Source organism: Paenibacillus sp. FSL M7-0656, assembly GCF_038003225.1.
Taxonomy (GTDB): Bacteria; Bacillota; Bacilli; order Paenibacillales; family Paenibacillaceae; genus Paenibacillus; species Paenibacillus amylolyticus.
In genome coordinates, this window is sequence record NZ_JBBOOT010000001.1 from 3,287,567 (window position 1) to 3,305,778 (window position 18,212).

5 protein-coding genes are annotated in these 18,212 nt (G+C 50.5%); 2 read left to right on the forward strand and 3 right to left on the reverse strand.

Annotation, left to right across the window (positions count from 1 at the left end; all coding sequences use genetic code 11):
• Positions 1-53 precede the first annotated feature (53 nt).
• The 3 genes from MHI01_RS14535 to MHI01_RS14545 are packed head-to-tail and all read right to left on the reverse strand — an operon-like array spanning position 54 to position 13,686.
• Positions 54-7,745: an S-layer homology domain-containing protein gene (locus MHI01_RS14535; protein WP_340983457.1), complete on the reverse strand. Its 7,692-nt coding sequence runs from the start codon at positions 7,743-7,745 to the stop codon at positions 54-56.
• Positions 7,746-7,766: 21 nt separating this feature from the next.
• Entirely contained in the window at positions 7,767-12,953 is a 5,187-nt protein-coding gene (locus tag MHI01_RS14540; protein WP_340983458.1) for a hypothetical protein, read from the reverse strand.
• 22 nt (positions 12,954-12,975) lie between these two features.
• Complete coding sequence (locus tag MHI01_RS14545; RefSeq protein WP_340983459.1) at positions 12,976-13,686, reverse strand: S1 family peptidase; 711 nt, start codon at positions 13,684-13,686, stop codon at positions 12,976-12,978.
• 243 nt (positions 13,687-13,929) lie between these two features.
• On the opposite strand from MHI01_RS14545, the gene MHI01_RS14550 reads away from it, so the two are divergent.
• Together MHI01_RS14550 and MHI01_RS14555 are read left to right on the forward strand one after the other, a co-directional pair.
• Entirely contained in the window at positions 13,930-17,061 is a 3,132-nt protein-coding gene (locus MHI01_RS14550; RefSeq protein WP_340983460.1) for an ATP-binding protein, read from the forward strand.
• Positions 17,058-18,179, forward strand: a complete 1,122-nt coding sequence (locus MHI01_RS14555; protein ID WP_053061355.1) for a response regulator — start codon at positions 17,058-17,060, stop codon at positions 18,177-18,179. Before MHI01_RS14550 ends, MHI01_RS14555 begins: the two co-directional genes overlap by 4 nt.
• The last annotated feature ends 33 nt before the right edge of the window (positions 18,180-18,212 follow it).

Sequence of the window (18,212 nt, forward strand, 5' to 3'; positions counted from 1 at the left end):
CGAAAGTCATGATGACTCTCGGGATTTTCCAGTTCAAATCAACAACTTCATGTTTACAGCAAATCCAGTTCCACAAGTAATCTGCGGACAAGAGTTGCCATCTCGGCACGAGTTACCGGAGCTTTTGGCTCAAGTGTCGTTGCCGATTTGCCTTGAATCAGACCCAGCTTCACCGCTTGTGCGGCACTGTCTTTGGCCCAATCAGACAACGTTGATGCATCAGTATAGCTGTCAAGACTACTAGCTGTACTACTCGCAGCTGGTGCAGTATGTCCTGCCATCTCGTATGCACGGATCAGCATGACCATCACTTGCTCACGTGTCATGGCATCCTGCGGACCGAAACGATTACCACTGTAGCCCGTCATGAGGCCATAGGCAGTTGCCGTTTGCACCACATCGTTGTACCAATCTGCTGCCTTAACGTCTGCGAATGGTGAACTTACGCCTGTGTCTGGTTTCAGGCCAAAGGCCCTCACCATCAGTGCAGCAAGCTCTGCCCGAGTCATACTACGCGAAGGCTCATAACGAGCAGACGACACGCCATTCACAACCAGACGTGATGCCAGATCATGAACTGCTTCGCTTGCCCAGTGGCCCTTCATGTCGCTAAACGCAGTGTCATATCGAATCGGCAAGTATACGCTGTTGGTCAGACTGCTTGCGATGGCAACCATCCGGCCTTCCCGCACTTCGAAGCGAGTAGGCACATGCCGCAAGCTGCCGTCAGACTCAAGAACGACCACGGTCGATACGGAGCGCTCGTCCTCTCCTTCCGGCAGGTACAGTTCTTTGGTTGTCATTTTCAAAAGTTTACCAATCTCGATTGACTTGGTACCGTCACTTGCCGTCATGTTGAAGGCAACCGGGGTTCCTCTTGGAATCGTACGTCCCTCACTGGCAAGCTTCGCAGCAAGCCGTTCGTATGCCTGATCCGGTTTACCTACATTTAAGCTTACTTTGATATCCTCGGCCTTTTGCGTCGGGAAAGCTGCTTCAAGTGCGTTCAGATCGATGGCATTCCAATCCAAACGGTAGCTGCCCCAATCGCTTTCCAGATCCATCGAAATGTCTTTGGCAGCGAGTTGTTTAATCAGATCCGCATCCAGTTCGAAGCGTAGTTGCTCCAGTTGGCCTGCAACGTGCAAACGAATTCGCTGACCTTGCTTGACTGCATCAAGCAGCGCTTCTCGCACAGGATGAGCAACCACAGTTGGGCCACTTACGCCTGGCGTAACATCGACCAGCAACAATCCATCCTTCTGCACTGCATCCAGTTCCAGAGGTACCTTCATGTCTTTACCTCCAACGGCACTATCGATGGCTACGCCACCCACCGTCAACGGACCAACAGGCACATTGGATGCCGGTGGTTTACTGCCACCCGAGCTTGGCGCGCTTGGCTCCACGCTTGAAGAGATCCGCTCATTCACCTTCACCGCAGCAGAGGATGCTGTCGTGAGTTTTGGCTCACTCGTTGTTCGTTTGGCGATAACAACCCACTCGCCTGGTTTTGCTTTGATGACTTTATCGGAAGGCAGCGTGTTCCATCCACTGATATCCTGTTCAAATGTTGGCAGCATCACTTGCAATTGTTCCGTGAAAATCCGGTATGCCAGTTCACTGCCAACCATGTTGCCTTTGTGTCCGGCAGCACTGATCGAGACACGTGTCTCTCCCTTTTTGCCCGTTCCGATTGTGGATGCTTTAATCGTATCCATGTAATCCGGTGGTGCAGCTCCCGTCTTCGGTGCAACAACGGATACAATATCCGTTGTGCTGAGTTCCGTACCTTGCCATGTATAATCGGCCTGGATTAGAGCAGCTCCAACACGTTTTCCGTCGAGAAGGCCATCATCTTGAACGGCTGCGTTCGCTTCACCCATAACCACACTGTAGGTGATGCTGTCGTTGTCTGCGAGTTCACGAGTTCCATCCGTATACTCCACATAAGTCTGAACCGTAGCTTGTTCTCCACCAGCAACAAGTTCTTCCGGCATAACCAGTTTCAGTCTGCGCGGCAGCTTGAAGTCGTCGTTCAGCACCTCAACAACGGCAGAGTTCACATTGCCTGCCGCGTCCTCGGTTTTAATTCGGAGACGGGTCTTCATGCGGTTTGCATCAATCGGCACCTCATATTTAAAGACTCCGTTCTCGTCCGGTTTGAACTGTGCCAATTCTTGATCACTATCGGCATCCGTTACCGTCACTTGGGCGTCGGTCATCGTTGTACCCTGTACGAGCGCAACGCCTCCCTGTGCCCGTTCACCTTGTGAAGGCGAATCCAGATAGATCATCGGAGCCGTCGTATCAATCGTCACATACAGCATTGTAACTGACGTATCCCCCGTGTTAGTATTACGAGCTTTGAGCTGGACTGCGTATACACCATCTACCTCAAAGTTGAACTTCAGCTTGTCTGTTGTTACAAGGTTAGTAGTGCCAATCGAACCATCGTCCGTCGAAGCCTCTACAACCACGTTTGGCTGATTCGAAGCCACGTTCACGGTTACCTGATTCGAACTTGTAATAACCTCGTATTTATTGTTGACCACTTGTTTGTTATCGAGCGAAAGCACTGGCCCTGTAGGGGCAGGAAGCAGCTTCGACCCGCTATACGTCGTTGTGGATAAACGAAGATTCGCTTGCTCATCGGAAGCCGGTTGGCGTGCGACCGTAACGCCGATGCGATACGATTTGCCCGGCTCCAGTCCGGAATGGCGTACCTCTTTATCCTCCATGGCAATGGTGCCGTCTGCATTGCGCTGCACTTTGCCGTCCGCACCCAGCTTAGGCGTTCCTAGTGCATTCCATCCACCTACGGTGACATGATACTTGCCATCCTTGAGCGTGGTTTTCAATTCGGATTCACTGTATCCTTCTTCGCCGAACGGATCATACAGATGTCCTTGCTCATCCGATGCGGTCAGGATGTAAGTGAACTCCTCCGCTTCTTCTTCGGCTGTTTTGGTGATTGCTGGAAAAGCGACCTCAAACTGCCCGTTACCGATGCTTCTCGTTTCCACTACCGGCACGGCGTTGGGAGCAAACGGATCTACGAGCGTGTACCCTTCTTGTGAAGACAAGACAGAGAATGCCATATCCGTTTTCAGTTCCGTACGCAGATAATATGTCCCTTGTTGCAGCAAACCACGAAGGTCTACTCCGCCGAGGTACGCAATCTGTTTCACGTCAAAGGTCATCTCGCCTGATGCACGACCGTCAGCACCAATATCGGCACTTTCGATCTCGATGCCTTTGGCAATCATGATCCCTGGATCAATGGATTCGTCCGGTGTAGGTGTGGCCTGCAAACGGTCCGAAGACAGATACAGATCAACCGTATCTCCAGGCGAAGCGTTATCCACGGTCCAGGTTGCTGTGAATTGGTCCGCATCCTGTGTATCTATCGCAAGTTCCGTCGAAGACAGTTCCGGAAGTACCGGAATGTTCATCAGCTTGGACTTGACCGATTGACTGGACGTCAGCGTCCAACTTCCCGTTTTTGCGTCTTCCTGTGGAATAGCGACATAGATCCGACGAATATCGGTGCCCTGAAGCTCTTCTTTTTTGGTCACTGTTGTACCATCGCTCTTCAGATCACCCTCTTTAGGTGCTTTGATAATCTGTTCAAACGCCGTTGCGTTCCGATCCGTTGCTTCTCCGTACACGATATCATACGTGCTTCCGTCGTCACGTTTCAGCGTCAGAGTAGGTCTGGTTGTTGTGAAATACTCCAATTCAAGGAGCGCATCCCCTGTCACTCCACTCATCGGGATCACATGTGTTTTCCCTCCATTGGACGTGCGAATGCCGCCAATGCCGAGATTTTGCGAACTATCCTCGATCATATCGATACCGTCCCCAACGGCGGTATATCTAATCTCGTAACGCTCAGGCTCCTCATTTTCCCATGATGTCGCAAGCGTCTCTATACCTGTTCCGATCTGTAACAGGCGCGGTCCCTGCTCCGGATCATTAATTGCCAGATGTGCGAGCGCCTCGTTATCCAAAGCCGATCCATCGGTCATGAATGAGATGCCGCCGCCCCAGTAATATTTGATGCCCAGGGTGAGGAATAACAAGGAGATTCCTGCCCACAGTTCATCGTTATTAACGCCTGCACGGGTTCCAAATCCCAAACCGCCGACAACCGGCACTGAACTTGGAATTTGTATTTTGGAGCTGACCATGCCTTCAAAATCGACTCGGCCCTTCTCCAGGTTCTCGCCGATAAACAGGCTGGCACTGCCCACAATGATATCCCAACCACCAACATCAATCTGTGCCCGCGCACGAATAAACATTGGACTGGCCCATTGGGTTTGAACCAGTGCTTCGGTCAGCATCGGAATGACTTTGCTGCCTTCACCGAAGCCGAGTTTGCCCACCACTTTGAATCCGGTAGCTTTGAGTGTCAGGTCTACACTTCCTGAGAAAACAGCTGGCTTCTGTCCCAGCTCCATATCGATGCCTGCCTCCAGCGTCAGTGGCAAGCGCTCGGTACCACCCGCAATCGTCATCGCAAGTTCACGGATTGCGCCGCGAATACTTGAGATTTTGGTAGCTGGATTGATCATGATGCCCGGATCAGGAAGGTCCGATCCAAAAGCAATGACGTCTGGAATAATCCGTCCGTCGGGAACGCGTTTAAAGGCAAGTTCCGCACTAATGGAGAACAAGTTTTCCAGTTTCGCCTCAAAGTTAACGCCGTACGAATTCATGACGCCGTACTTGTTCGGGTCTTTATAGTGCGTAACATTGATACCACCTTTTACGCTATCCTCAGAGTCCGGTTTGAACAAACCAATTCTATTATCCAGTTCAAACGCCAGTGAGGAATCAATACCTACAAAGCCCGATTGGTTGAACATAACGTTGCTTACTTCCCCGTTTACAATAAACATCTTCATTGCACCACCGAAGGACACCCCATCCTGCCGCAGTACAAAGTCATTGAGTTTCAACCCAAAGCCATTCAGCGAGAAGGTAGGTGTTGAAAACAATGTGTGTTTATTAAAGTACACATAGGAGACAAGCAGATTGCGATATGGATTGAGCGCATCGCCCAGCATACCGTTAGCCCAAGTCAGGGTTCCGTTCAGGGTAGGGTCTTCCGGATTGCGTCCTTCCTCCCATGCCTGCTCTTCATCCGTCAGCTTTGATTCCGTTCCGAGTGACTTATCGAATCCGTTGTAGAAATCAACGGTCCATTCGCCGGAATGGAATACGAACCCGCTGTTCGCCACACTTAGGGTACCGTCGCCACCCACAAAGAGGGTTTGCAAGAACGGCGTGTCCGTATTGGCTCTCAAATCTTTGGCGAGCGGGAAGTTCCCTGTTGAAATGGTGAGGTCTTTCCCGCTGTAAGCTACACTCTTGTTGAGAATCGCAGGTTCTGTATCCGATTGAACCGTGTACTGGGCGTTTGCCCCCGTACCGGACTGCACGATCTTACCGCGCACTTCCAGAACAACCTCCTGCTCGGTATCATCATCAAGTCCTTTTTTGAACGTTTCGAATGCCGCTTCATTTTCGAACGTCTGGACCGCATATACCGGCGAAGCCGATGCATCGATGGCTCCAGCTACATCCAGAGCAGGGTCCAGTTTGCGTGATGCTGCTACCATTTCCTGCTTGGCAGCAGTTAGTCTCGCCCGATCCTGATCCAACTTCGTTTTAAACTGCGCGTCCGTCAGGTTACCGTACGTCCATGGCAGCACGCTGGCAAACGTCGCTTTCTCACCAGCACCTGCATTTAGGTCCAGTTTGGTTTTATATACAGCGAGAATGCCGGCTTTGCGAATCCGGTTCTCTTCGTTCTCGGTTATAGAAAAGGTCTGGTCTGTCTTGAAGCTCAGCGCTTCAGCCATCTCGGGAATTGACTTGTCCCGATAGTCCACTTGCACAGCATATTCACCAAGTGGCAAGATCGCGTCGTTCAGCACTTCAAGCGTTGTGCCGTCCGCCTTCACCTTTTCCCCGCCACGATATACCAGCTTCAAATCTCCCGCGAACCCGTTTCCAAGCGGCTGGGATGTTACAGATCGGGTCACCGGCACTTTGTAACGATCCCCGTTCTTCACATTCTCCAGATACATGTCAAAGTTGGCAGCGGTAGACGTTGCTTCATTGCCGACATTGTAGGCAGCGATATTGGACACGTTCAGCGTGATGTACTTCTCGTCCGTGCTGTACGCTTCCTCGGGTGACATGGCGTAGATCAACGTCTCTCTTAATTCACCAACCGGTGGCAGGAAAATAAAACCTGCTCTCGACGATTCATAGATTGCACGAATCTCCGATTCCGGAAGCCCCTCACTCTCTTGAGCAGCCGTCTCCAGCTTTTTCTCTGTCTCCGGGCTGCTCACCGTTACCATATACTGGCGCGTTGAAGGCCAGGCTTTGCCTGTACCCTTCACTCGCCATTTGGCTGCGACGACCTCGCCCGGTTTATACGGAATAAATTCAATGCCCTGTGCAGCTTGTTCCGGCGGAACATCCTTGCGGAAGGTAAGCTTCTGGCTTGTTGCATTGAGTTCCTTCCCATTCTCATCCACAAAGCTCAGACCTTTCTCCAGTGTCAGAGTCACATCGATCTGGCTATGGTTCGTGTTGAACATCTCCAGGTTCTCGATCTCCGTGTTCACTTCGAACACGCCGTCATTAACGTAACCCGTCTCTTCCTCATTGGTCTCCAGCTTCTGCGTTGGATCCAGGAAACGAACATCGAATACCTTCTCCGGGGATACAATCTCGCCCAAACCGTACACCAGTTCATACGAGTGCTGGGCGCCAGCCTGAACCGTATCAGGCTCCCAATAGAAAGCCACGGCCGTATCGGCTGTACCGTAATCATTTGTATCCTGCGTAAAATCAAGATTCTCGTCCGGTTCATATTCCCATTTCGTTCCAGCAAGATTGGCCCAATGGCCTACCACCATTTCATCAACAATGTTAATACCGCCCTCGAACAAGTTGTTGAATCCATAGGCAACGACATTTGTCGCCAGCGGGTTGCTCAGATCAAGCTTGTCCCGCATCACCCAGTAAGGTGGCAGCTTATGCAGATTGTACGCCTGCTCGTCCACGTTTTTGTCATAACCGAGCTTCTCTGGTTCGTGAACCAGTTTGCGCTCCACCGTAAGTGGAACGGAATAATTCTGCCCGATCTGGAAGGCTGGGCCATCATTGCCACCAACCGACGTGTCCAGCAACACACGTGACCCGATCTCTACCTTGGCATTTGTCGTATTTTCCACTACATATTGAACACGCGCATTGCCGCCTTGATCCTTGTCTTCCTTCAACAGCAAAGTGATCACTTGGCTAATGCGAATGCCTTGAACGGTCCATACGGTCACAAGACTTTGGGTGCCGTCATTACCCGTAACGACCTTCGGAGGTGTAACCTCCGAGGTCCAGTTCGGTGCCATTTTGTACGGATTACCAAAGATCAGATCCGTTCCGTTAATACGGAATGTTGTGAACGACGTCTCCGGGTTATCTCCACCAAAGATCATATCCACACCGTTATCCTTTTTGCGGATTGGCTGGCCATCTTCTGTACGAATACTGAAGCGCCCACTTGCATTGTCCACTGTTACCTTGATAAACCCGTTCTTAATGGATGTCGTCCCCGCTGAGGAAACGGCCGCTACCGCGATGTGAATTGGCAAGACGCTGATCAGCATGACCATGGCCATCAACGTTGCGATTATCCGAATGATTTTGTTCCGTCGCATGGGTGAACCCCTTCCGTTTCTCTAATTGGCCCGATTAATAAGCAGCGTGGAGTATACGCGTTCGCGCTCCTGATTTTGCACAATGATGGTGTACCATCCTGCTTTGGGCAGTGTAACCTTGAAGTCTTTGCTGATCAGTTCCGTATAGGTCACTCGGGTGGCGATGTATTTCATCTGTCCTTCGCGCACCAGACCCGGGAAATAATAAATGTCGTACGTGCCGAGTTCGTTCTCCAGCTTGGTTCCGCCAGCGGTCTCGATCGTACGGAAGTTGTTCACATTGAACGTGACCGTACCTGTATTCACGATTGCTGTTTCGGATTCGGTATCCGACAACGGAATGCCATTGGCCGTAACAAACATGCCATCTGTCGAACGAACAAACACCGTTTGGAGCGCGTAGCCTGCATTACCGAGCTGGTCCTTCGCGGTGTAACGAATGGTGTGTTTACCCGTCACCGTCAGGTTCAGAGGTTTCTCCACGTATTGTCCGCCTTCCAGAACATATTCCGCAGCCGTCACCTGAATCTGCTCCGCAGATGTGAGATTGTCACTCACTGTGTATCCACCCAGATCGGTGACCAGATCGAAGCCTGGTTTGTTTTGCAGAACCGTGGTGGAAGCTTTGTTCAGACGGATCGTTGGTGCCGTGTTATCCAGACCCGCAATCGTAAAGTTGACCTGTTTCTTGTTACCAAGTACGTCTGAAAGTAAAATCGAATGCTCGCCATTGCTGGCGTAGTCGGCGCTAAAGTTTGCTACCGGGGTTGCCCCCGCATAGATCGTATTGCCTTCCACTACAGATGATGGCATCACAAGACCTACACGCACTTTGCCTTTGGAGTATGCTTGATCGCCGATCTGCACCAGCTTGCTGTCATCGATGGTCTGTCCGTCATTGTCTACTCGAACCATCGTAATCTCTTCTACAGCCGGGATCGATCCAACGAGTGTTGTAATCGCATCGGACTCCAGCTTTGCATTGTTCCCTGCGGCATCTGCCAATGAGAAGCGTGCTTTACTGCCCGAAGTCATGACCAATGAAGATTGGTTCGTCCCCGAGCTATTGGACACCACCTGGTAATCCTGAACTTGTCCCTGTTTCGGCAGCACTTGCGCCACAATCAGATTAGACACGATCACATTACTTGTTGTCGGTGCTACGAAATGAGTAAATTCTCCGTTTGCATTGTATCCATCACCCGCGCTATCCACGACAGCAGTACCACTACCGTAACGAATCAACGCTTTGAGATCGGGATGATTGTAGTGCATGACAATATCTGCTTCCGGCGGCGTGGTATCAATGTTGCTCACCGTTGCTGTCACACTGCCTGTAAAGCCAACCGCATCTTCGTACTCAAACGTGAATTCTCCGTTCTCGCGGAACGTTTTGGACGACGTTGGCAGATTCGTGATGCGGATCGGTTCACTCGATTGCAGACTTACTTTAACTGTGCTATTCGTTGCCGCAATCGTGGAATACTTCGCATTCACCATTGGCGGAGTATCATCGAAGTTGGAGACCACGATGAACACGGTTGCTGTATTGCTGCCATCCTTCACGGTGAAGGAGTAGCTTCCGTTGCGGTATATTTTGAACCGTTTATTCGCCTCCAGCGTTTCCGGCATTTCCGGGTTGCTGTTTGTTGGCTTCACGGTTTTGCCATCAACGAGGTCGAACAGGATCTCTTGTCCTTCGTTCTGCCCACCATCCTGCAACTTCTCGCCTCCGCGAACCGGCATGATCTGCTCCAATGAAGCAAGCCCATATGCAGGGGCATCCTGAAGCTCAATCTCAGGTGTTACGATATCGCTGATGTTGTCGTAGTAACCTTTGAATTTGACACGAACCTGTGACTTGAGTTGTCCCGAATCATTCGTATCAACAGGAACGCCGACATAGTTCGTATACGGCAGCCAAGTGCTCCAATTGTCTCCGCCGTTGGTGGAAACGGAATAGAAGTACCCTTCCTGTGCTGGCACATCAACCGTCAGTTCCATAATGGCGGTGTACCCGTCATCTCCTGGACCTTCTGTCCGAATCAAACGCGCGCTACCAACAGGTGGTTCACTGCTCAGATAAAACACGGAGAACAGACCACTTGTGTGGTAAAGCTTACTGTTACCCAGGCTATCGCTGGCCTGGACGTACAGACGGTAATTACCGTTGTCCTTTTGGTTGTCTACCTGCAATGTGATCAAACGATCCGCAGGGGACACGCTCCAGCCCTTGCCTTCCGGATCTGGTTCCTTCTCGTCTTGCCCGTCAACCACTTTGATCCATTGGTAACGAATGTTCTTGGCTGCTACGCCGTTAAAGTCCACCAACGTGTCAGACACATCAATCTGTACCGTCTGCTCTGGCATCGGATACAGATAACCCTGCGAACCGAATTTCGTGACAGGTGGCAGATGGTCGAATTTGTACTCCTGATAATAGTAGTAAAAACGTCCGGTATCCTGCTGCTTGATGCGCACATGGGCGTACCAGGTCCCGTTCAACGTTTTGTCGGCAGGGAAGCTGTAGCGCTCGGCGGGTACTTCCCCAAGCTTTGTTTCCTTCGGTGCATTCTCAAAAGCAACCCATTTGCTGTTGCCCACAGGACGTTCAGAGCTTTCACTGTATTGATATTCAATCGTATCGATCGGAACACCGGCTACGGTGAAGTCGGGTCCGTCATTAATCGCATAGGTACCCGGATAGGCTTTGAACTTGGTTGAGATAACAAGCACATCGACCGCTTTGGGATCGGCGGTGGCTGAATGGCCCGCCACATCCTCGGCTTTGGCATGCAGCTCGTATTGTCCGCCTTTGGAGATCGCCGGATCATTCAATGTTGATATCTCAGCCTCACCTTGTGCGTTCAGCTCGGCATCCTGCCACCCGGAAGCGACAGGGCTCTTGCCCGCTGCCACGAACTGGTATTGCACCTTGTTATTTTTAATAGAAGAAGTCGGATCAGCGGCCTTAACCGTAATCTTCACATTGTCGGAGTTATTGTCCACGATGTTTGCAACTTCGACGGTTGGATCGTCATTATCAATTTTCAACAGGCCGACATGGTACGACCAATTGGAATCATCCTGTTTGAAATCGGCCAAAGGCCACTGCATCGTATTGCCGTAATCGGACAGATTCGGCAATATACTTGAGCGATAATATTCCTCTAACTCAGCAGGTGTTGCATCTGGATGTTGGGCAAGGTAAGCTGCACGTTCGTTGCTGCCTTTGTCGTATTGCATCCGCTGACGTGCCGAGTCCCAACTCATATCCGCAGTCCATGTATGCAAGTACCAGTTCCCGTTCAAATCTTTGCCGTCATCAGGTAGTTCTACTGTCACGCCATTCTGTCCGGTAGACAATACAACATCCTGGAAACCAGATGTATACAGTTCATCGGAAGGCTGCTTCTGTGTCAGGGAATACCGTTTCACAGCGGCAAAGTTGTCGTTTTGCCCAGCGAAGGGATCATTCGGACTCTGGTTCAGCACATAATACACGAGCCCTGAACCACTGCCTGGACGGAACAATCCTTTGCTCGTCTGGCCGTTTAAGTCGGGATCGAACGCATTAATCGTGAATGATCCATTTCCCACGTATTGCCCTTCGGGAATGACTTCTCCGTCCTGATTCTCATAAACAAAATTAACTTCAGGTGCCGTGTTGTCCACAGACAATCCAGCCCAATCAATCTTTTTGACCGGCTCAGTAAGCACGTTACCAGCGTAGTCCGTCAGAGCCTTCCCGTCGCCAGGATTACTGGCATGCTCCAAGGCAGCCGTCTCCAGCAATGACGTTTCGATGCTCTTGCCATCTGGAACCGTCATACGGAACGTCCATATATTTGTGTTCTGGCCGCCAACATATGCTGCGGTCAAGCCGTTGGCAAACTTGAGTCGTGTATCCTCGGTCGGAGTAAACGCGCTGATCACCTGTTCGTTAAGGTACACGGTAAAATCAACAACGTCGCCCTTGTTCAGCACAAGTCCCGTAAGTACTTCAGGCTGTACGCCGTTGCGAGATGCTGAGTACTGCGGTACTCGCGCGTCGATAATGGTACGGAACGTACCACTCGGATTCGCGTTATCGGCAAAAGGAACTGTTCCAATGCCGTTAAAAGCTGCAACAGGATTACCCGCGCCATCGATAAAGCCCGCTACATTCATCCGTTCCAGCAATGTTGGACGGTCCTCCTCGGAGGGCGCGATCAGGCGCTTCGGATCAATAGGAATGTTGCCTGTGCTATCATTTAACGCAGCTTGATACCGGAGGTTAAAAGTGGAGCGTGCATGAATGTTCCGATCCAGTCCACCCTGCGAAAAGTCACTGTATCCGCTATCTGCGCTTGTTAGATAATAAACGGAAGGATCGAAGCCGTCTCCACCCGGATTATTGAACAGTTCGGTACGCATGAAGCTGAATTTGCCATCAATTCGGTCAGAGGCAAGCTCTGCAAAATCAGGAAACACCGGCTCGCTGAAGTTCAGCGCCAGGTTGAGGTTGCTCCCTTGCTTTAGGAACAACTCATTCTTTTGTACTGCCGGATCGGCATTGAATCGAACTGCACCGGTATGGGTCAGTGTATTGCCGTTGTATGTAGGGGGTGTGATATCCGCGAAATAGAGTTCAATGTCGTCGATGTTCTCTATCGTAAACCCCGTAATCGAAATTTGAATGGTATCATTAGCGCCAAATGAAATCCATGACGAATTTGCGGAGGCCCCTGATTGCATTGCACCCTGCCTATATTTGGAACCTCCATTAACGGAAACATCCAAACTAGCTGCCATTGTCCAGGATCCTGTAAGACGTTTGATTTTCAATAGCATTTTGGCATCACCGCTTTCAGCCAGGCGCTTCAAGACGGGATTGGATTGAACGTTAATCGTTCCGCTGAATCTTGTATCCATTGCAAAACCCTTTTCAAAAGTCATGTAACTCGGTCCCAATGATTTTACATTCTTCAAATCCGTGGATACGCCCTGTGCCTTGCCAGCAAATATTCCAAAGCTGTTCGCTTCGTCCTTCTTCACGTTGTTATTCCAGGAAGACATGTCTTCCCGATTGATGATTTTGCCGCCGCCATTCGGAATAAGAATATCCGTGTACTCCGCAGCTGCGGAAACGGTCGGCAGGTGTGGCCAGCTCACAGACGTCAACGTCAGCAAGGCAGTAAGCAGGCAGATTGATAACTTTTTGAACATGCGAGATTCCCCTTTTTCCCCGTTATGTATTCGACTTCTTCATCAGCTTGCGAATATCTTCGATCGTTACACAGATATGAATGCCAGTCATTGTCCGAAACGAACCGGAGATTAATCCGATCACGCGACCCTCTTCATTTAACAAAGGACCACCCGACATGCCCGCAGACACCTGCGCGGAAGTCAGCAAGCGAATGACATCGTTCACCTCGGCGGTTGGTGCATTCACGATGCCCTCCGTAATGATCTTGCCATCCTTTAGCGGGTATCCGATTGCAAACGATCGTTGCCCATATCTTGCAGACTGCTTGTCCCCTGAGAGGGTAAGGACCGGACGTTTTTTACTATTCTGCACAGACAGCATAGCCACATCGGTATCCATGTCAGCGCTCAGAACCGTTATCTTTTCAATGGAACCATCTTCAAATACAGCTTCGAAAGAAACCCCGTCCTTCACAACATGGGCTGCTGTAAGTGCTCTACCATTACCGATGAGAAAACCGGTACCTACCGTTTTGAGCGTTCCGTCCTTGCGATACGCTTTCAAGTAAAAGACAGATTGCGCCGCGGACTGATACACTTTTTCAGCTCCCGATACGGCCACTTGTCCGGTTCCAGCGGCTTTGGCAACGGATACACCTGTATATCCATTCAGACATGCCACAGCAATCAGTACAGCCAGCAAGCCAATCATCTGACGCCGCAAACGCCATGATGTGATGCTCCTCTTCATTTCTCTCAACTCCATCAGCCCATAGTCGCGCAAAGATAGGTCTTTCGATGCTTTTTCTGCGTCCGTTCGACATATCTTGCTTCCGCATTATAATGGATCACAATAAACAAGCAATAAACAGAAAAAAAATTGTCGAAATGTGATTGCGCCCCCCAGAGATATTCGCTACAATGCCGATAGAATACAAGAGATTTTGTCCGAAGCTACCAAAGGATTGAACAATCTCTAAAGGAGCAGCATTTCGTGTTATTAAAAATTTCAGGCGTTGTCCTGACTGTTTTACTCGCTATTACAGTACTGCTGCTGTCAACGATCAGAGAACCACAATCTGCTGCGCTTCATGCCCGTCAAGGTGTTCTGGATCTCTCGGCCTGGGACCCTGAACAAGACGAGCGGATCAAGCTGGACGGGGAGTGGGAATTTTACTGGGAGCGATTGCTTCCTGACGAATCTGCAACATCGAATCAGGCTGGTCCAACGAAAGCACCCGACACTTATGCAACCGTTCCCGGCTCCTGGAATCGACTTAAAGTGGATGGTGAACGACTGCCAACCCACGGCTTCGCCACGTATCGACTGGTGCTGCGTAATGCACCTGTTGAAGGAACACTGGCGATCAAAAAAATGAACATCCGTTTTGCTAGCGAAATCTACATCAATGGCAACAAGCTGCTGGAAGACGGGCATGCCGTGGCAAAATCCGCAGGTTACCGACCAGGCAACTCCCCCCAGATTGGCTTTTTCCCCTATCATGGCGGTGACATTGAGATTTTGATCCGGGTGGCTAATTACGATTACACGGACTCTGGCATTCCGGGTCCACTCTTTTTTGGCGAACAAGCAGCCATGCTGAAAAAACATCAATTCAACACAGCTATCGAATTTGGCACGCTTGCTGTCCTGGGTACCATTTCGATCATATTCCTCATCAGTTACCTGGGGTCTGCACTCTACCGAAACAGGGACGACTCCCTGCTGCTGATTGGTCTAATCTGTCTGCTGTATGCACTCTATAACGGCATGATCAGCGAACGTGTGTTATCGATGGCGGGCACGGAAATCTCCTTTAGCACGCTCTATAAATTAAAAGATTTCTGCTCTGTGGCATGTCTGGGTCTGTTAACCTTTTACTTCTACCGATTCAAAACAGGCATCCTGTCCGGTTTGCTCACGGCGGTGATCCTGATCATCTTCGGAGCTTACTTATGTATGGTCACGCTCCTGCCTATTTCCATCTACGGGCTGGCTGCGCCTTACGTCGTCGTTATGTACACGTTGATGTTGCTCTGGTTGCTGTATCAATGTGCAAAACAGTTCCTAACCAGTGAGAAAGGCGAACGGCTGTCTACTTTTCTGTGGTACGCAGCTCTCTTAAGCATCATGCTGTATTGTCTGGACATTAATCTCTTCTCGATCTCGCTCAAGGAAAATATGAATATCGGGCAGGCTTCCATTGTCCTGTTCAGCATCCTGATGCTGTTTCTAGCGGTGCTTCGGTTCTTCGAGGCCTATCGTACGGTCCGCACCCTCAAAGATCAGTTGCTCTTGCTGGACAAGGTGAAGGACGACTTCCTGTCCAATACTTCGCATGAGCTCAAAACACCGCTGAATGCGATTGTTAACATCAGTGAAAGCCTGCTTAAAGGCGCAGAAGGTCCCCTTACTGATGAGCAAGCGCACAATCTGGCGATCGTAACGGGAAGTGGCAGACGATTAACCTATCTGGTCGATGAATTGCTGGATTATTCGAAAATGAAACATGGCGACATCCCGCTCCACCGCTCTTCGACCGATCTCTACTCGTTTGTCGAATCGGTCATGCGTATGCACTCCTTCCTGCTTGGTACAAAAAAGGTCGAGCTTATCAACCGCATCCCGGCGCATTTCCCGCCGATCTATGCAGACGGCAACCGACTGATTCAGATTTTGCATAATCTGATCGGCAATGCCGTTAAGTTCACGGAACGTGGCACGGTAAGTATCAAAGCTGCAATTGTGCAAGGCAAAGCGGAAATACGCATTATCGATACCGGCCGTGGTATCGGTACGGACAAGCTGGAACATATCTTCCTGCCGTTCGAGCAGGAAGCAGATACGGGGCCAGTCGTTGCTGGAGGCACCGGTCTAGGACTGAGCATTACACGCAAGCTGGTCGAGATGCACGGCGGAACCATTCATGCGGAATCGGCACCTGGCATGGGTGCCACGTTCATCCTGACCTTTCCGCTGGCAGAGAAAAAAGGAGAGAAACGTTCCAACGTCATGCCACTTACCATCGCTCCTACAGGTCCTGGTAATCGGCTACTCCGGTTCGAAGAACCAACGATTGTACAAGGGAATAAAGACGAATGGATCATCGTTGTGGATGACGACTCGGCTAATTTGCAGACAATAGTGAATCTCTTGAAGCTGGAAGGATACAGTTACGCGGTAACTGCACGTTCCCCTTCCGTACTGGAACTGCTCGACCAGCTTCCCGCCGTACATCTCGTCATTGCTGATATCATGATGCCCGACATGTCGGGTTACGAATTACTGGAACGAATCAGGGAGCGCTTCTCTCCTTCCGAGTTGCCTGTACTCATGCTGACGGCGAGTAATAAAGCTAATCAATTGAAGCTGGCCTTGGAGAAAGGCGCCAATGATTTTGTATCCAAGCCGTTCGAATCGGAGGAACTGCTGGCACGGATCGGCGGTTTGACTCGGATGAAAACATCCGTGCAAGCTGCGCGAGATGCGGAAATATCTTTTTTGCGGTCTCAGATGAACCCACACTTTCTGTATAACGCCCTGAACGCCATTGCCGAATTGTGTGTGGATGCGCCGAATCGGGCAGAACAATTGATTTTGCAATTATCGAGTTACTTACGGCGGAGTGTGCACTTTAAACATCTGGACTCAAAAACTAGCCTGATGAACGAACTGGAGATGATCGAGGCATATGTAGCGATTGAGCAAGCCCGCTTTGGCTCAAGGTTGGAGGTCATTATCGATGTGGATGCGGATGTGAACCGGAATATGGACATTCCACCGCTCACGTTACAGCCCCTGATCGAAAACGCGATTCGGCATGGGCTGATGTCCAGCATTCGCGGTGGTCGGGTCATGTTGTCTATCCGCAATCTGAATGATACGGAAACACGGTTCACCATCGAGGACAACGGAATCGGCATAACCAAGCAACGGATGGACGAAATTCGGCAATCCACGGACGGCAGTAACGGCGTTGGACTATGGAATATTTCCAGCCGGTTGAACCTGCTGTATGGCAGACACCTTCAGATGGAAAGTCTGGACGGCGAGGGAACGCGGATTACATTTGATCTTCCAAATCAACGTCTAAGCACAGATGGGAACGGAGGTTATGAAACATGAAGATGAAAGTCATCATCGTGGACGATGAGGATTTGTCGCTGAAGCGACTGAATCGCATTTTGACAGAAAGCGGAGAAGTCAAGGTATCTCGTGCGTTTCATGACCCGGAGGAAGCCTGTGAATATGCGGCAGAGAATAGCTTCGATGCGGCATTTCTGGACATTACGATGCCTCGCATCTCGGGTATGCAACTCATTGGTGAACTGCGTAAACATCATCCTTCGCTTCCAATCGTGCTGGTGACCGGTTATGAGGAATATGCGGTGCAGGCCTTTGACAAAGAGGTCATCGATTACGTCATCAAGCCGGTCACGGCTGAGCGACTGAACCGCAGCATCAAACGGTTGCAGGAAAAGCTTCACAAGTCCGTGACAACACCTGAACCAGCGGTGCCTGGACCCAAACTGAACGTTCGTCTGTTCGGTGAATTCACCGTGTTTGGCGGTGCCGGAGCAGACAGTCCCATCAAGCTTAGAACGCCCAAAACCGAAGAGTTACTTGCATTCTTGCTGTATACCAAATCAACCACCCGCGATGCCTTGGCCGATACGTTGTGGAAGGACCTCAGTCCGCAGAAAGCCTGGACCAACATCAATTCCACACTGTACTACGTGCGACGTGCCATCGGTGATAACAGTGACGTGCCGATCATTCTCAAGGACAGAAACGGTATCCGTATCGACCGGGAAGCGATTAACTGTGATCTGTACGAGTTCGAGACTTTGTTCCGGCAGATGCGTCAGGCCTCGGCACATCGCCCCGAGCTCTTCGAGCGGATGGATACGTTGTATACGGGTGAACTTCTGAAAGGAAGGCATTATGAGTGGGCTTTTGCGTGGTCCAGACAGCTGGAACTGGATTTCATCATGACGATGGAAACTGCGGCCCACTATCACGCGAAGGCAGGCGAGCCGTTACGGGCGCTGTATTATTTTGAACGTATCCTCCAGATTGATTCGATTCGGGAAGATATTCATCGCGAGATCATCCTGTTGTATCTGTCGCTTGGACGAAGAACCGAAGCGCAGCGACAGTATCTGGTGTTGGAGGAATTGCTCAAAGAGGAGCTTGGCTCCAGTCCGGCAGCGGATATCAAACAACTGTTGCGACAGTCATGAAACAGCAAAAAAGCCCATGCCTTGGCGATAACG